This window comes from Stenotrophomonas thermophila (genome assembly GCF_001499715.1).
In the GTDB taxonomy this organism is placed as follows: Bacteria; Pseudomonadota; Gammaproteobacteria; order Xanthomonadales; family Xanthomonadaceae; genus Stenotrophomonas; species Stenotrophomonas hibiscicola.
Genome location: NZ_CVIW01000045.1, coordinates 41,892 through 57,116, shown reverse-complemented (window position 1 = coordinate 57,116; position 15,225 = coordinate 41,892). Strand labels below are relative to the sequence as shown.

Below are 15,225 nucleotides of genomic sequence, written 5' to 3'. Positions count from 1 at the left end.
AGCGCCCCTTTGAAATTCGGAACCTGTTCAACCCAGCATTTTGCGGCTTGGTCCTGTTCCGCGCCTTGCATGGCTACGAGGAAGAAGACGCTCGCGGCATGCCATTCTCGCTGTCTCTGCTTGTGCTGCCTTTGTGCCTGCATAAGGATTCACGCGAGGTGATCGCCAGCAGTCCACGCAGCTATCTACTCAAAACTGCGGAGAAGAACCAGCAAATCATGGTGGGATTTACCGACCGGGTCACACAGATGCTGCCGTACGCCTTCGAGGGTTTCGGTCTGCTAATGGAAAGGGGCTGCATCGCCGTCGCTGACGACGGTCGCATCCAAACCGTAGCCAGGAAGGTACGTAAGACCATCGATGGAACCGCCGAAACCGTCTCCTGCCAGAAGGTGGCACGGATCGTCGGAAAGGAATTTGCACGCATTGCCGACCGCGCGACCGTTTACACGACTTTCGGGATCCGTCCATGAAGATCAGGTCCATCCACATCTACAGCCATGACGGCCAGCGCCGTGACCTCCAGTTCAAGGTTGACGGACTCAACGTCATCACAGGGCGCTCCTCCACCGGCAAGTCTGCGCTCTCCGAGATCATCGAATACTGCATGGGACGCTCCTCGTTCAACGTCCCCGAGGGAATCATCCGCGACAAAGTGGCCTGGTTCGCCGTGATCTACCAGTTCGAGAAAGAACAGGTTCTGATTGCCAAGCCGACCCCGCCCGGCGGCGGCGCCAGTTGCAGCACGGCAATGCTGCGAAGGGGGGCCCAATTGCAGGTTCCCGAGTTCAAGGATCTGGTGGTCAACACGGACGACGACAGCGTCGTCGAACTATTGTCGCGCCTACTTGGCATTCCCGAGAATCGCACCGAAGTCGCGCTTGAGCACAGCCGAGATAGCTACGACGCGAACGTCAAACATACTTTCTACTACCTGTTCCAGAAACAGGGGCTGGTCGCCAACAAGGATCAACTTTTCTATCGCCAGAACGAGCAGTTTCAGCCCCAGGCGATCCGCGACACGTTGCCAATCCTGCTCGGCGTCTCATCCAACGATCGCTACGAGTTGGAATCGAAGCTTCGCCTAGCACAGCGCGATCTGAGGATCAGCAACAAGAAGCTGGAGCAGGCGCGCGACGCTGTCGACACGTCGCACGAACAGGCGATCGGCCTCTACTCGGAAGCAAAGACAGTCGGGGTCATCGGCAACATCGAAGAGAACCCGAAGGCCGACGGGATCATCGACGCATTGAGGTCAGCGCTGTCGTGGAAGCCTGAAACGGTGCCGGACGACGATGCCAGCCGAGTCTCGCTTCTGGAGGACGAATTGGCCCAGCTGCGTCGGGATCGGCGTGACACTCAGACTCGGATCGACGCGGCACGACAGTTCGCCAAGCGGGCGGGCGGCTACGAGAACGAGGCCGCCGAGCAGATAGACCGGCTGGCGTCAATCAAGGCACTACCGAAGAACCCGGACAGCGGCGAATGGCAATGGCCGTTCAGTGAACGAAACCTAGCGCTGGAGTCGCCGGTCGCTGTCGTCCTGCTCAAGGAATTGGAATCCCTCGACAAAGAACTGCGCATCGCCACTGGCCAGCGCCCCAAGCTCGAAGCCTACCTCGCTGAACTGACCGGCAGGGTGGACGGGATCGCGAGCGATATCAGGCAGAAGGAAGCGGAATTGTCCGCGGCGATATCGGCCAACGAAGTCATCGCTCAGATGGGTACCCGAAACAACGCGGCCGCGCGCGTAGTCGGCCGTATCAGCATGTTCCTGGAGACGCTGCTCCCGAACGAAGATCTTGCCAAACTGGAAGCAGAGAATCGCCGTCTCAGCAACAAAGTCAAGCAGCTTGAGGAACAGGTTGGCGCCGACGATAGCAATGAACGCCTGACCTCGATCCTCAACAACATTTCCGCACAGGTGTCACGATACATTCAGAAGTTCGACGCCGAGTTCGCCCCCTACCCCGCGCGGCTAAACCTGCCGCAGCTGACGATCATCTTCGATCGGCCCGAGCGCCCCGTGCCGATGGGCCGAACCGGCGGCGGCGAGAACCATTTGGCCTACCACCTGGCAGCACTGCTCGCCCTCCATCTGTTCGCGGCGCAGAACCACCGTCCGATTCCACGCTTCCTGCTGATCGACCAACCAACCCAGGTCTACTTCCCATCCGAGCAACTCTACAAGGATGCCGACGGCTCAGTGCAGAAGACGGAAAAGGACGCCGATCTCGATGCGGTGCGTAGGCTCTTCGAGTTGTTGTTGAAGTTCACGCAGGAAGATGTCCCAGGTTTCCAATTGATCGTCACTGAGCATGCGAACCTGCGCGAGCAGTGGTTCCAGGAGGCGCTGGTCGAAGAGCCGTGGACCAAGCCGCCTGCACTAGTCCCCGAGGACTGGCCGCCTGAAACAGCGAATTGATCGATCAAGCCGATGTGCGATGCCAGTGTCGGAAACTGCCGGAGCGACATTGCTTCGCACTCATCCCCACCACTTAGATTAAGAAGAAGTCTCTCCCCACGGACTCTGCCATGCCGCCTCTTCGATGCGCTGAAAGACTTGGGCGACTGTTTCGAAGCAGACACGAAGAGGAATTCCATCCAAACGCTCGCTCAATGCGACCCATTGCCCATGGGCGAACGCGTTTCGTATGTCACGGAAAACATGGACGTTGTCGGTTAACTCGGCATCGATAACAAGAGTTAGCCCAGCTTTCTCCCTGATATATTTCAGGAGGAACTCAAAATCGCTTATGGCATGCCCGCGATTACGAGGAACGACGCCAGTAAGTTCCTTTGCCACAAGCTTTAGACCCCATTCTAAGAAACTGCAAAGAAGGATGATCGGCGTGGTCCTACCAACTACTTCAACATTGTCCTCCCACAAAGGTATCTGATCATCAAGGTAGTCGAACTCTTCGGCTCTGCAGTTTTTGTTTGCCGCCGTAGAGGTCCTTTGACTCGTGAGCGAGCGCAACCGTGCCTCAGACGCCAAAAGCTGATTGAAGCAGTAATCGTTGAGCTGCCTCAGTTTGTCGAAGATGGTAAAGAACGTATCGGAAAATCGTTGGGGTTCGGATAGGTAAAAACCGTCCGCGAGCAAGGTGCCGTCTTCGTCTTCAACCAATGCGTTCGCCCAAAAGAGCCCATACTTACTTGCCACTTCCAACTCGTCCAAGGCGGTAGTCTCCATGTTTGACACCAGCGCCAGTTCCTTTGGATTCAACGGATCTTGATGACGGGAGATGGCCTTCACCTCATTCGCGATTGCGACCTGGCTGTGGACGACTACGGTCGCCTTGTCCATTCTTACCCTGAGTCAACCGAAACATCGGCGCAGCCCATCACGGTTGCCGCGCCCTGCCCCTACTTATGCTCTTTCTTAATCAATACGCCCCACTACGCTCCAGCGAGTTTTCACGATAGTCCGTGAAAGCCACCATCACTCCATGCGCCGAAAGCCCGAAGCGCTGAGTTCTCATGGAGTTCAGTATGGAGAGTAACCTACTTCAACCCAATAGCCGAAACCGCGATGCCGAAGGCACTACCCGAGGGAAACCTGGCTCTCTGCCTGGCTCTGAGGGTTACGATGATCTTCCACAGTACCCCCAGCGCGTGGTTTTGCCCTTCCGGCGCACCATTCGCCGCCAGGAGCTGCGGCAGATCGTCCCCTTGGCCGAAACGACAATCTACGAAATGGAGCGCCGCGGCGAGTTCCCGCGTCGTTTCAACTTGACGCCGCGCTGCGTCGTATGGGACTTGGCCGAGGTGGAAGCGTGGATCGAGCAGCGCAAGCAAGCTCCTCGCAGCGGCGTATCGAAGCCCGACGTCCACCTACGGAAAGCCCGCCCTGTTCGAGCGGGCTCGAGTGAGGAATGAAGCCGAGCGACCGCGCCTATCCCACCAAGGCTTCCAGTGCCTTGGAAGCCGAGCGCGGCAGCCGCTGTCCCTCCTTTGCCACGTTAACCTGCAAAGCCACCCGCGCCACATCAAATACGTCCTTGGTCAGCGAGTAACCGCCCTTGGCCTGCAGCCACGCCAACACGTCGGCCAGATGCCAAATCGACGCGCTACCCTCATGCACCGGCGCCGGAAAGCTGCCCGGATGGGCCAACATCAGCTTGCGCATGTTCTGCCGCGACACGCCGACGATCTCGGCCACATCGGTCAACCCGACGAGATCCGGCGCCACCTCGATCAACCTGGCCGACGGCACGGCGCTGCGCACGTCGGCCAACGCGCTGCGCACGGCCGCGTCCGCACTGTCCGCCTCTCGGGTGAACTCCAACGCCAGCCGCCCCGGCTGGCCGATGCCGACCAGGGCATCGTCGCAGCCGGCCTCGCCCAGACGCTCGACCAGGCTATCCGGGTCGCTGTCGTCTTCGGTGAGCTGGTATTTCAGGGTGAAGGTGTATTCCATCTTGCTACTCCTCGGCGCCGCCATCAGCCTCGTGCTGCTCGCGATGCGTGGTGCAGTTGTCCACGACGCGCCGAAGAGCGCGTGCGTGGTTGCCAGGGTTTTTCGGCGTGCTCCATACGCTGGTGATGCAGAACTCGCCGCAGCGACACTCCTCATCGTTGTACGGGCAATAAATCCGCCCCCAGGCGTGGCTGCCACCGACTTCGACGCGCCAGCCCTGCCCTTCGGCGTGCCTGAGAGCTTCCTCGACCTCTTTCTTCGGATGAGAGGGACGGGCCATCAATGATCTCCAGTATGGGGATGTCTGGACGGGTTGTCAAGTGACAACCCATCCGCCATATCAGGCCGTCGCACTTAGTGCCGGCACTACCACGTTCTCCGGCATCAGCTTGGGTACGTAGGTCTGCCCGTCGATCCAGGCATCGACCATGTTGGCCCACTCTTGCAGCATGTGACGCCGCTGTTCGGCGTACTCGGCCTTGTTGTAGATCGAGCGCGAGGAACGGCCGTCTTCGTGCGCCAGGCACTTCTCGATCCAATCGCGGTTGAAGCCGACTTCGTTCAGCAACGTCGAGCCGGTGCGGCGCAGATCGTGTACGGTGAACGGTTCCAAGGGCAGGCCCGCAGCTTTCGCCCGCTCCGCGACGATCTGCGTCACCCGGTTCAGGGTCGCGTTCGACATGCAGCGGTCGGCGTCATAGCGCGACGGCAGCACGAACTTGGAGCCAGCCGCGCAGGTGTGCAGCGCCACGAAGATGTCGAGCGCCTGGCGCGACAGATAGACCACGTGAGGATTGCGCCCCTTCATCCGCTGCTTCGGAATTGTCCAGGTCGCGTTCACGAAATCCAGCTCGTCCCAGGTGGCTTGAATCAGCTCGCTCTTGCGCACCAGCGTCAACAGGATCATGCGCAGCGCCAGCCGGATGGTCGGATAGGTCGCCACGGATTCCATCTGTCGTGCCATCAGCCGGATCTCCAGCGGCGACAAGGCGCGATCCTTCGGCACGAAGGTCGCAATGGAGGCGGCCCCCACGTTCTCGGCCGGGTTGTCCACCTTCTCGCCGTGCAGGATGGCGAAGGCGTAGACCTGCTTCACGATGTCACGAATGTGGACCGCGGTGGCAGGCGCACCACGCCCTTTCACTTTGTTGCAGAGGGCACGCAGGTCATCGGCGGTGATTTCGTTGAGCTGCCGGTTCTGGAAGGCCGGCAGGATGTCCCGATCGACGATGCTCTTGCGCATCGCCTTCGTGCTGTCGGCCATCCGTGCGCCCGCCAGCCACTTCTCGGTCACCTCGCCAAAGGTCTTGGCGGCGGTCAGGCGGCGCTTCTCGCGCTGCTTCTCCAGCGCGGGGGACTTGCCCTGGGCGACGGCCTTCTTGGCATCGATCAGCTTTTCACGGGCCAAGGCCAGTGAAATGCCGGACGGCCCGTAGCGGCCGATGGTCAACGTCTCGCGGCGACCGTTGAGACGGTAATCGTAGCGGAAGGTGACGGTACCGGTAGGCGATACCGTCACGTACATCCCATCGCGGTCGGAAGCCTTGTAAGTCTTGGACCTAGGCTTGAGATTGCGCAGTGCGGTGTCGGTAAGCATCGAGGTTTTTCCTCCTGTTCGTGACGGCTTTTACCGTCAGGGGCCAGGAGACCTGCTGATGCTCGGAAAGCCGCATAAAACCAGCTTTCCCGAGGAGACTTTTACCGTCAAAGACGGTTTAGGTCTGAATAGTGAACGGGAGGGTCTTGATCCGGCCTCCGGTTCGTACCGTCAGTTCTACCGCCAGCCTGTTCTGCTGGCCGGCGATAGTCGCCGATAGCTGCCGTAACGTATTTCTTTCTAAATCAAAACGTTATGACAGATTTTCGATGGCTGGCGATAGTCCCCGAAGGACCTGATTTCACTCCCACTCAATAGTCGCCGGCGGCTTCCCCGAGATGTCATAAACAACCCGCGACACCCCCGCAACTCATTGATGATCCGGTTGCTCACCGTCCCCAGGAACTCATACGGCAGATGCGCCCAATGCGCTGTCATGAAGTCAATCGTCTCTACGGCCCTTAGCGCAATCACCCACTCATACGCACGCGCGTCACCCACCACGCCTACCGACTTCACCGGCAGGAACACGGCAAACGCCTGGCTGGTCTTGTCGTACAGGTCCGCCTTGCGCAGCTCATCAATGAAGATGGCATCGGCCTTGGCCAGCAGCTCGGCGTATTCGCGCTTCACTTCGCCCAGGATGCGCACGCCCAGGCCCGGGCCCGGGAACGGGTGACGGTAGACCATGGTGCGCGGCAGGCCCAGCTCGACGCCCAGGCGACGCACTTCGTCCTTGAACAGCTCGCGCAGCGGCTCCACCAGGCCCAGCTTCATGTGCTCCGGCAGGCCGCCCACGTTGTGGTGGCTCTTGATCACATGCGCCTTGCCGGTCTTGCTGCCGGCCGACTCGATCACGTCCGGGTAGATGGTGCCCTGCGCCAGCCACTTGGCGTTTTTCAGCTTGCTCGATTCTTCATCGAAGATCTCAACGAACAGGTTACCGATGATCTTGCGCTTGGCTTCCGGGTCGCTCACGCCTTCCAGCGCCTTGAAGTAACGGTCGGCGGCATTCACGCGCACCACCTTTACGCCCATGTGCTCGGCGAACATCGCCATCACCTGGTCGCCTTCCTGCCAACGCAGCAGGCCGGTATCCACGAATACGCAGGTCAGCTTCTCGCCGATGGCCTTGTGCAGCAGCGCAGCCACCACGGACGAATCGACGCCGCCGGACAGGCCCAGGATCACTTCATCATCGCCCACCTGCTCGCGCACGCGGGCGATCTGGTCGTCGATGATGTTAGCGGCGGTCCACAGGGTCTGGCAGCCGCACACATCCACCACGAAGCGGCGCAGCAGCGCCTGGCCCTGCAGGGTGTGGGTCACTTCCGGGTGGAACTGCACGCCGTACCAGCGCTTTTCTTCGTTGGCCATGGCGGCCACCGGAATGCGGTCGGTGGTGGCGGTGATGGTGAAGCCCGGCGGCGCAACGGAGACGTGGTCGCCGTGGCTCATCCAGACATTCAGCTTCGGCTCGCCGCCGTGGTCACTCAGGCCCTTGAACAGTGCATCGGGGTTGATCACGTTCACTTCGGCGTGGCCGAACTCGCGCTGGTCAGCGGCTTCGGTTGCGCCGCCCAGCTGCGCGGCCAGGGTCTGCATGCCGTAGCAGATGCCGAAGATCGGCAGGCCGCTGTCGAACACTTCCTGCGGCGCGGCCGGGGCACCCGGCAGCGTGGTCGATTCCGGGCCACCGGACAGGATGATGCCCTTGGCGCCGAACGCGGCGATCTCGGCCGGGTTGTGGTCCCACGCCCAGATTTCGCAGTAGACGCCCAGCTCGCGGATGCGGCGGGCGATCAGCTGCGTGTACTGCGCGCCGAAATCGAGGATGAGGATCTTGTCGTTATGGATGTTGGTCATGGCGCCCCGGCAATGCAGTAGGGAAAACGAAATCAGATTTACGGCGGCAGATGGAGAAAGAGGAACGGGAAGTGCTTCCCCGTTCCTCTTTGCTCGGCCCGCGTCAGGCGCGGTAGTTCGGCGGCTCTTTGGTGATCGTCACGTCGTGGACGTGGCTCTCACGCTGGCCGGCGCCGCTGATCTTCACGAACTTGGGCTTGCTGCGCATGTCTTCGATGGTGGCGCAGCCCACGTAGCCCATGGTGGCGCGCAGGCCGCCCATCAGCTGGTGGATGATGCCGCCCACCGGGCCGCGGTACGGCACGCGGCCTTCGATGCCTTCCGGCACCAGCTTGTCGGCGGTGGCGGCGTCCTGGAAGTAGCGGTCCTTCGACCCCTTCTCCATGGCAGCCAGCGAACCCATGCCGCGGTAGCTCTTGTACGAACGGCCCTGGTACAGCTCGGTCTCGCCCGGCGATTCCTCGGTACCGGCCAGCAGGCCGCCGACCATGATGGTCGAGGCACCGGCAGCCAGCGCCTTGCCGATGTCGCCCGAGTAGCGGATGCCACCGTCGGCGATCAGCGGGATGCGGTCCTGCAGCGCTTCGGCCACCAGGTCGATGGCGGTGACCTGCGGCACGCCGACACCGGCGACGACGCGGGTGGTGCAGATCGAGCCCGGGCCGATGCCGACCTTGACTGCGTCCGCGCCGCTGTCCAGCAGCGCCAGTGCGGCTTCGCCGGTGCAGATGTTGCCACCGATGACCTGCACGTTCGGGAAGTTCTTCTTGACCCAGCTGACGCGGTCCAGCACGCCCTGCGAGTGGCCGTGCGCGGTATCAACCACGATCACGTCCACGCCGGCGGCGACCAGCGCTTCCACGCGGCGATCGGTATCGCCACCCACGCCGACGGCAGCGCCGACAAGCAGGCGGGTCGACAGATCCTTGGCAGCGTTCGGGAAGTCGGTGTTCTTCTGGATGTCCTTGACGGTGATCAGGCCACGCAGTTCGAACGAGTCATTGACCACCAGCACCTTTTCGATGCGGTTGCGGTGCAGCAGCTGCAGCACTTCGTCGGATGCGGCGCCTTCCTTGACCGTGATCAGGCGATCCTTCTTGGTCATGATGTGGCGGACCGGATCGTCCAGCTCGGTCTCAAAGCGCATGTCGCGGTGGGTCACGATGCCAGCCAGCTGGCCGTCGCTGCCCACCACCGGCACGCCGGAGATGTTGTGCGCCTGGGTCAGGGCCAGCACGTCGCGGATGGTGGTTTCCGGGCCGACGGTGATCGGGTCGCGGATGACACCGGCCTCGAACTTCTTGACCTTGGCCACTTCCGCGGCCTGCTGTTCCAGGCTGAGATTCTTGTGGATGATGCCCATGCCGCCGAGCTGGGCCATGGCGATGGCCAGGCGGGCTTCGGTGACGGTGTCCATCGCGGCGGACAGGATCGGAAGCTTCAGCTTCAGGTCTCGGGTCAACCGCGTTTCGAGGTTGACGTCCTTGGGCAGGATGGTCGAGTGGGCGGGGACGAGCGAGACGTCGTCGTAAGTGAGTGCTTCAGCCTGGATGCGCAGCATCGGCATACCCGAGATGTGGGGAAGCGCGACATTTTACCCCTTTTTCGCGCCGCGTGGCAGGGGGTAGATGCGACGCAGTGTCGCGCGGGCGGCGATTGGTTCAGGGGGCCATCCGGGCCGGCGGCATACTGCCTTTGGTAGGTGCCAACCTTGGTTGGCACCTACCAGGAGCGAGTCATCGGCCTGCCTTTGGTGGGTGCGGACCGTTGGTCCGCACTACCCTTCAGACACCTGTGTCTCCTGCATTGTGCCGACCAACGGTCGGCACCCACCTTAAGAGGATCACTCGGGCCAGCCCTGGAGCGCCTTTGGTAGGTGCCAACTTTGGTTGGCACAAACAGCCAGAGGCCTTCACCCCACCTGGGGTCCAGGTGCCGGACGGATCGTGCCAACCAAGGTTGGCACCTACCAGGAGCGGGTCATCGGCCTGCCCCGGCATTGTGCCGACCAACGGTCGGCACCCACCAACAGCAGATCTCCCCAATCGCAGGTCAGCTCAGCGCTTCCGCCGCTTCCAGCGTGTTCTGCATCAACGTGGCCACGGTCATCGGGCCCACACCACCCGGCACCGGGGTGATCCAGCTGGCCCGCTCGGCGGCCGCTTCAAATCCAACATCACCCACCAGCCGGCCGTCATCCAACCGGTTGATACCGACGTCGATCACCACCGCGCCCGGCTTCACCCACTCGCCCGGCACGATGCCCGGGCGGCCCACCGCCACCACCAGGATGTCGGCGTTGCGCACGGCCTGTTCCAGCACGTCCTTGGGGGTGAACTTGTGGCAGCTGGTCACGGTGCACCCGGCAATCAGCAGCTCCAGGCCCATCGGGCGGCCGACGTGGTTGCTCACGCCCACGATGGTGGCGTTGCGGCCACGCACCGGCTGGTCGGTGTGGCCCAGCAGCGTGGTGATGCCGCGCGGGGTGCACGGGCGCAGGCCGAACTCGCGCAGGGCCAGGTGGCCAACGTTTTCCGGGTGGAAGCCGTCCACGTCCTTGCGCGGGTCGATGCGCTGGATCAGCCGGCGCGCATCGGGGATGCCCGGCAGGGGCAGCTGGATCAGGATGCCATTGATCTTCGGATCGGCGTTGAGCTGGTCGATCAGGTCGAGCAGCTCGGCCTCGGTGGTACCGGCCGGCAGGTCGTAGTCATGCGCCTCGATGCCGACCTTCTCGGCGGCACGGCGCTTGTTGCGCACGTACACGGTCGAGGCCGGGTCGCCACCGACCAGCACCACGGCCAGGCCCGGGCGGCTGCCACCGGCGGCCACGCGGGCGTCGACGCGCACCTTCAGGCTGTCGAGCAGGTCCTCGGCGATGCGGCGGCCATCAAGGATGCGGGCAGGATGCGGGGCGGCGGAATCAGTCATCGGGGCAGGCGTGGGGCGGCGGGGACGCTATTGTCCCTGATTCAGGCCCCCTCGCCCACCGCAGGATGCGACCCCAAGCGGTACATGACGTCGGAGCGTTTCCGTTCCCCACACGGTAGTGCCGGCCGCTGGCCGGCACCCCATGACGTCGGAACGTTTCCGTATCTGCCGGCCAGCGGCCGGCACTACCGGGCTTTATTCTTCCTCTTCCGGCACATCCTGCGGGTTCAGCGTCTTGCTCTCGCGCTTCGGCGCGGTGAACGGCGTCGGCGTCGGCACGCCCTGGCCGGAGTTGCCGAACACCATCTTGGCGCCGGCATTCAAGCCACCACCGGCAATCTCCAGCTCAAAACGCTCGGCATCGCGGCGACGGATCTGCTCGGCAATCTCCACCGCATCGTCTTCATCCGCACCCAGTTCCACCAGCGCGGCCTGGCCGAACAGCACCGCCGATTCAAACGTCTCGCGGATCTGGAAATCGACACCGGCATGGATCAGCCGCAGCGAATGCTCGCGGTCGAACGAGCGCACCATCAGCTTGGCCTGCGGGAACTCGTGCGACACCAGCTCAACAATGCGATCAGCCGCCTCGGCCTTGTCCACGCACACCGCAATCGCACGCGCGGTGGCCGCGCCCGAGGCATGCAGCACGTCCAGTCGCGTACCGTCGCCGTAATAGATCTTGAAGCCGAACCGCGCGGCGCTCTGGATCATCTCCACATCGTTGTCGATGATGGTCACGTCCACATCGCGCGCCAGCAGCGACTGGCTGGCAACCTGGCCGAAGCGGCCGAAGCCGATCAGCAGCACGCTGCCGGACAGGCCCTCGGCCTCGTCCACGCCGTCCATGTTTACCGTCGGCTTCGGCGCGATGCGCTTGTAGAGCAGCACCACCAGCGGGGTCAGCGCCATCGACAGCACCACCACGGCAGTGAAGTTGGCATTGATCTCCAGGTTGATCACGCCGGCCGAGGCGGCGGCGGAGAACAGCACGAAGGCGAACTCGCCGCCCTGCGCCATCAGCACGCCACGGTCCAGCGCCTGCGCGTGGTCGCTGCCCATGATGCGCGCGACCACGTAGATGCACAGCGCCTTGGCCGCCATCAACGCCAGCACCAGGCCGAGGATCAGCTGCCAGTTGCCAGCCACCACGCCCAGGTCCAGCGCCATGCCGACGCTGAGGAAGAACAGGCCGAGCAGGATGCCGCGGAACGGTTCGATGTCCGCTTCGATCTGGTGGCGGAAGGTCGATTCGCTCAGCAGCACGCCGGCCAGGAACGCGCCCATCGCCATCGACAGGCCGGACAGCTGCATCAGCAGTGCCGCACCCAGCACCACCAGCAGCGCGGCGGCGGTCATCACCTCGCGCGCCTTCGATTCGGCCAGCACGCGGAACAGCGGATTGAGCAGGAAGCGGCCGACCAGCACCAGGCCGACGATGGCACCGACGCCGATCACCACCGACAGCCAGCGCGAACCCTCGCCATCGGCACTGCCCGCGCCCGGCGCCATCCAGGCCACCAGCGCCAGCAACGGGACGATCAGCAGGTCTTCGAACAGCAGGATGGAGACGATCTTCTGCCCCGACGGCAGTGCGATGTCGCCGCGCTCGGCCAACAGCTGCATCACCACTGCGGTGGAGGTGAGCACAAAGCCGGTGGCGCCGATGAAGGCCACCTGCCACGGCAGGCCGAACAGCTTGGCGATGCTGGTCAGCACCAGCGCACAGGTGACGATCTGCAGCGTGCCCAGCCCGAAGATCTCCTTGCGCAGGCTCCACAGGTGCGAGGGCCGCATTTCCAGGCCGATCACGAACAGGAACATCACCACGCCGAGTTCGGCGGTATGCAGGATCGCCTGCGGGTCGGAGAACCAGCCCAGTCCGAACGGTCCGATCGCCAGGCCGGCAGCGAAGTAGCCCAGCACCGAGCCCAGGCCGGCCCGGCGGAACAAAGGCACCATCACCACCGCCGCGCCCAACAGGGCGACGACCTTGACCAGCTCGCTGGTCGCTGCTTCTACCGCCATGCGGTGTTTTCCCCAAGATCCAGAATCGAGTTCAACAATAGAGCAATGCCGATGACGGCAATAGCACGCATGTTGCGCCGGATTGTCTTGGAGGTGGAACGATGATGGGCGCCCGCCCCGGCATCATCCCGAAACCGTTGCAAGTCGCTGTAGAGCCGAGCCCACGCGGCTGCTCTTCGTGCCGAGGCCAGAAGCAGCCGAGCATGGGCTCGGCTCTACAGTAGATCCACGCCATGCGTGGATGACGCACAGCCGCCGCGCCCCGGTAGATCCACGCCATGCGTGGATAACGCCCCGACGCTGTTACCCGCCCCGACAAAACGCGACGTAATCGATATACCCCGGGAACGGCATGCCCGGCGCGCACACCGGGCAATGCGGGTCCGGCCGGATGCCGGTCTCGCGGAAGCGCATGCCCAGCGCATCGAAGCGCAGCAGCCGCCCCACCAGCGGCTCACCGATGCCCAGCAGCAGCTTCAGCACCTCGATGGCCTGCAGCACGCCGGCCAGGCCGGGCAGCACACCCAGCACCCCGGCCTCGGAACAGTTCGGCGCGAACTCCGGCGGTGGCGGCTCGGGGAACAGGCAGCGGTAGCACGGCGCCACGCCGCGCTGGCGGCCGGCGTCAAACACGCTGACCTGGCCGTCAAAGCGCTCGATGGCGGCATACACCAGCGGTTTGGCATGCTTGATGCAGGCGTCGTTGAGCAGGTAGCGCAGCGGGAAGTTGTCCGAGCCGTCCAGCACCACGTCCACGCCGTCCAGCAATGCATCCACGTTCTCGGAGGTGACCCGCTCCGGCACCGCCTCGACCTCGATCGAGGGGTTGAGCGCCAGCAGCCGCTCGCGCGCCGAATCGACCTTCAGCTGGCCGACGCTGGCTTCGGTATGCACGATCTGCCGATGCAGGTTGCTGCGCTCCACGCGGTCGTGGTCGGCGAAGCGCAGGTGCCCTACCCCGGCGGCGGCCAGATAGAAGCCGGCCGGCGCACCAAGGCCGCCCGCACCCAGCACCAGCACGCGCGATTGCTGCAGCCGGCGCTGGCCGGCCTCGCCCACCTGCGGCAGCAGCAGGTGGCGCGAATAACGGTCGTAGAAATCGCGGTCGGCAGCGCTGGCCAGCGGCTGCACCAGCGGCAGCGACTGCTTGCGCCAGGCCACGGTGCCGCCGGTCACGGAAGCGACGTGGGTGTAGCCGGCCTGCAGCAGGAACTGCGCGGCATCGGCCGAGCGCTTGCCGCTCTGGCAGATCAGCAGGATCTCCTGGTCGTGCCGCGGCAGGTGTGCGGCCGGGTCGGCCTGCAGCTCGCCCTTGGCCACGCCGCGCGCGCCCTCGGCCATCCCGCCGGCCCGTTCGTGCGCTTCGCGCACATCGATCAGCACCGCGCCATGGGCCAGGCGCTCGCGTGCCTGCGCGGGGGAAAGCTCTTGGATGCTCATGGCGGCATTATCGCGCAGACACCCTCGACGTGCCCTGCCCCGAACGTGGCACCATGCGGGCGTCACCCCCTGCATCCCGGAACCGCTGCATGCGCTCTGCCACCGAATTCTGGCGTGACCCGCGCATGCCCTTCGTCGAAAGCCGACGGGCGTGCGACAGCCGCGCCTGCCATCGCCCGCACAGCCATGACACCTTCTCGATCGGCGCCGTGGACGCCGGCAGCAGCGTGTTCACCGGCGCCGCAGAAGGACCGCGCCTGCTGCAGCCCGGCAGTCTGGTCGGCGTACCTGCAGGCCGCGTGCATGCCTGCAACCCCCTGCCCGGCCAGGTCTGGAGCTACCAGATGCTGCATCTGGACGCGCGCTGGATGGCCGAGGTTCGCGCCGAGTATGACGACCTGCCCGAACCCGACTGGCAGCAGGAACCGATCCGGATTTCCAACCATCGCGCGCGCTACCAGCAGTACTGCCAGCTCAACCAGACGCTGTTCTCCGACGATCCGCTCAGCGTCAAGGAAGCGGCCCTGATCGCGTTCGTCGGCGATCTGGATGAACACGATGGTGTAGCCGTCGCTGGCCCGCCTGAAGATGCCGCATTACAGCAGCGGCTGCAGCCGGTGATGGACGTTCTGCGCCAGCGGCTCGAACACACCCCGGCCCTGCAGGAGCTGGCATCGCTGGCAGGCATGAGCCGCTACCAGCTGATCCGCGCCTTCCGGCGTGCCACGGGCCTGACCCCGCACGCCTGGCAGATCGACCAGCGCATCCAGGAGGCCCGGCGGCGGCTGTGCGAAGGGCAGGCACTGGCCGTGGTCGCCCATGCATTGGGGTTCGCCGACCAGAGCCATTTCCAGCGGGTCTTCAAGGCCCACGCCGGTGCGACCCCGGGCCAGTACCGGCGCTGAGCCTGCAATAACGTTCAATACCATCGCGCGGCGCA

The 15,225-nt window shown here is 63.8% G+C and carries 12 protein-coding genes and 1 pseudogene; 4 read left to right on the top strand and 9 right to left on the bottom strand.

The features are described 5' to 3' along the window. Positions 1 to 47: 47 nt before the first annotated feature. Positions 48 to 473: a three component ABC system middle component gene (locus BN1263_RS15925; RefSeq protein ID WP_260832976.1), complete on the top strand. Its 426-nt coding sequence runs from the start codon at positions 48 to 50 to the stop codon at positions 471 to 473. Next, positions 470 to 2,425, top strand: coding sequence for a DUF3732 domain-containing protein (locus tag BN1263_RS15920; RefSeq protein ID WP_058982479.1), 1,956 nt, complete (start codon positions 470 to 472; stop codon positions 2,423 to 2,425). The genes BN1263_RS15925 and BN1263_RS15920 overlap by 4 nt, the downstream gene beginning before the upstream one ends. Positions 2,426 to 2,503: 78 nt before the next feature. Here the strand turns inward: BN1263_RS15920 and BN1263_RS15915 are convergent, their stop codons facing one another. Beyond that, positions 2,504 to 3,310: a hypothetical protein gene (locus BN1263_RS15915; RefSeq protein WP_058982477.1), complete on the bottom strand. Its 807-nt coding sequence runs from the start codon at positions 3,308 to 3,310 to the stop codon at positions 2,504 to 2,506. Positions 3,311 to 3,483: 173 nt separating this feature from the next. Here BN1263_RS15915 and BN1263_RS15910 point away from each other — a divergent pair, with 173 nt between their 5' ends. Next, on the top strand, positions 3,484 to 3,882 hold the full coding sequence (locus tag BN1263_RS15910; RefSeq protein ID WP_080398844.1) for a helix-turn-helix transcriptional regulator: 399 nt from the start codon (positions 3,484 to 3,486) through the stop codon (positions 3,880 to 3,882). Between the two features lie 16 nt (positions 3,883 to 3,898). Here BN1263_RS15910 and BN1263_RS15905 read toward each other — a convergent pair whose 3' ends face one another. The 8 genes and pseudogenes from BN1263_RS15905 to moeB all read right to left on the bottom strand — a co-directional run bounded on the left by BN1263_RS15905 (position 3,899) and on the right by moeB (position 14,285). After that, on the bottom strand, positions 3,899 to 4,423 hold the full coding sequence (locus BN1263_RS15905; RefSeq protein ID WP_058982473.1) for a helix-turn-helix transcriptional regulator: 525 nt from the start codon (positions 4,421 to 4,423) through the stop codon (positions 3,899 to 3,901). A gap of 4 nt (positions 4,424 to 4,427) precedes the next feature. Next, positions 4,428 to 4,703 carry a hypothetical protein gene (locus BN1263_RS15900; protein WP_058982471.1) on the bottom strand — a complete coding sequence of 92 codons (276 nt, stop codon included), beginning with the start codon at positions 4,701 to 4,703 and terminating at the stop codon, positions 4,428 to 4,430. Between the two features lie 60 nt (positions 4,704 to 4,763). After that, positions 4,764 to 6,020 (bottom strand): tyrosine-type recombinase/integrase, encoded by a 1,257-nt coding sequence (locus BN1263_RS15895; RefSeq protein ID WP_058982470.1) that lies wholly within the window; start codon positions 6,018 to 6,020, stop codon positions 4,764 to 4,766. Between the two features lie 301 nt (positions 6,021 to 6,321). Beyond that, a pseudogene (guaA, locus tag BN1263_RS15890) lies at positions 6,322 to 7,886 on the bottom strand (glutamine-hydrolyzing GMP synthase). A 103-nt stretch (positions 7,887 to 7,989) separates the two neighbouring features. Further along, positions 7,990 to 9,447: an IMP dehydrogenase gene (gene guaB / locus BN1263_RS15885; RefSeq protein WP_005416248.1), complete on the bottom strand. Its 1,458-nt coding sequence runs from the start codon at positions 9,445 to 9,447 to the stop codon at positions 7,990 to 7,992. 491 nt (positions 9,448 to 9,938) lie between these two features. Next, positions 9,939 to 10,817, bottom strand: a complete 879-nt coding sequence (folD, locus tag BN1263_RS15880) for a bifunctional methylenetetrahydrofolate dehydrogenase/methenyltetrahydrofolate cyclohydrolase FolD (RefSeq protein ID WP_058982467.1) — start codon at positions 10,815 to 10,817, stop codon at positions 9,939 to 9,941. A 195-nt stretch (positions 10,818 to 11,012) separates the two neighbouring features. After that, entirely contained in the window at positions 11,013 to 12,845 is a 1,833-nt protein-coding gene (locus BN1263_RS15875; protein ID WP_058982465.1) for a monovalent cation:proton antiporter-2 (CPA2) family protein, read from the bottom strand. A 303-nt stretch (positions 12,846 to 13,148) separates the two neighbouring features. Further along, positions 13,149 to 14,285, bottom strand: coding sequence for a molybdopterin-synthase adenylyltransferase MoeB (gene moeB / locus BN1263_RS15870; RefSeq protein WP_058982463.1), 1,137 nt, complete (start codon positions 14,283 to 14,285; stop codon positions 13,149 to 13,151). Positions 14,286 to 14,374: 89 nt separating this feature from the next. On the opposite strand from moeB, the gene BN1263_RS15865 reads away from it, so the two are divergent. Next, positions 14,375 to 15,190: an AraC family transcriptional regulator gene (locus tag BN1263_RS15865; RefSeq protein ID WP_058982461.1), complete on the top strand. Its 816-nt coding sequence runs from the start codon at positions 14,375 to 14,377 to the stop codon at positions 15,188 to 15,190. Positions 15,191 to 15,225: the final 35 nt, after the last annotated feature.

Excerpts from the sequence above, each read along its gene's own strand:
- BN1263_RS15900 (WP_058982471.1), bottom strand. The coding sequence starts at position 4,703 with ATGGCCCGTCCCTCTCATCCGAAGAAAGAGGTCGAGGAAGCTCTCAGG.
- BN1263_RS15910 (WP_080398844.1), top strand. The coding sequence starts at position 3,484 with ATGGAGTTCAGTATGGAGAGTAACCTACTTCAACCCAATAGCCGAAAC.
- folD (WP_058982467.1), bottom strand. The coding sequence starts at position 10,817 with ATGACTGATTCCGCCGCCCCGCATCCTGCCCGCATCCTTGATGGCCGC.
- BN1263_RS15895 (WP_058982470.1), bottom strand. The coding sequence starts at position 6,020 with ATGCTTACCGACACCGCACTGCGCAATCTCAAGCCTAGGTCCAAGACT.
- BN1263_RS15875 (WP_058982465.1), bottom strand. The coding sequence starts at position 12,845 with ATGGCGGTAGAAGCAGCGACCAGCGAGCTGGTCAAGGTCGTCGCCCTG.
- BN1263_RS15865 (WP_058982461.1), top strand. The coding sequence starts at position 14,375 with ATGCGCTCTGCCACCGAATTCTGGCGTGACCCGCGCATGCCCTTCGTC.
- BN1263_RS15915 (WP_058982477.1), bottom strand. The coding sequence starts at position 3,310 with ATGGACAAGGCGACCGTAGTCGTCCACAGCCAGGTCGCAATCGCGAAT.
- moeB (WP_058982463.1), bottom strand. The coding sequence starts at position 14,285 with ATGAGCATCCAAGAGCTTTCCCCCGCGCAGGCACGCGAGCGCCTGGCC.
- BN1263_RS15920 (WP_058982479.1), top strand. The coding sequence starts at position 470 with ATGAAGATCAGGTCCATCCACATCTACAGCCATGACGGCCAGCGCCGT.
- guaB (WP_005416248.1), bottom strand. The coding sequence starts at position 9,447 with ATGCTGCGCATCCAGGCTGAAGCACTCACTTACGACGACGTCTCGCTC.
- BN1263_RS15905 (WP_058982473.1), bottom strand. The coding sequence starts at position 4,423 with ATGGAATACACCTTCACCCTGAAATACCAGCTCACCGAAGACGACAGC.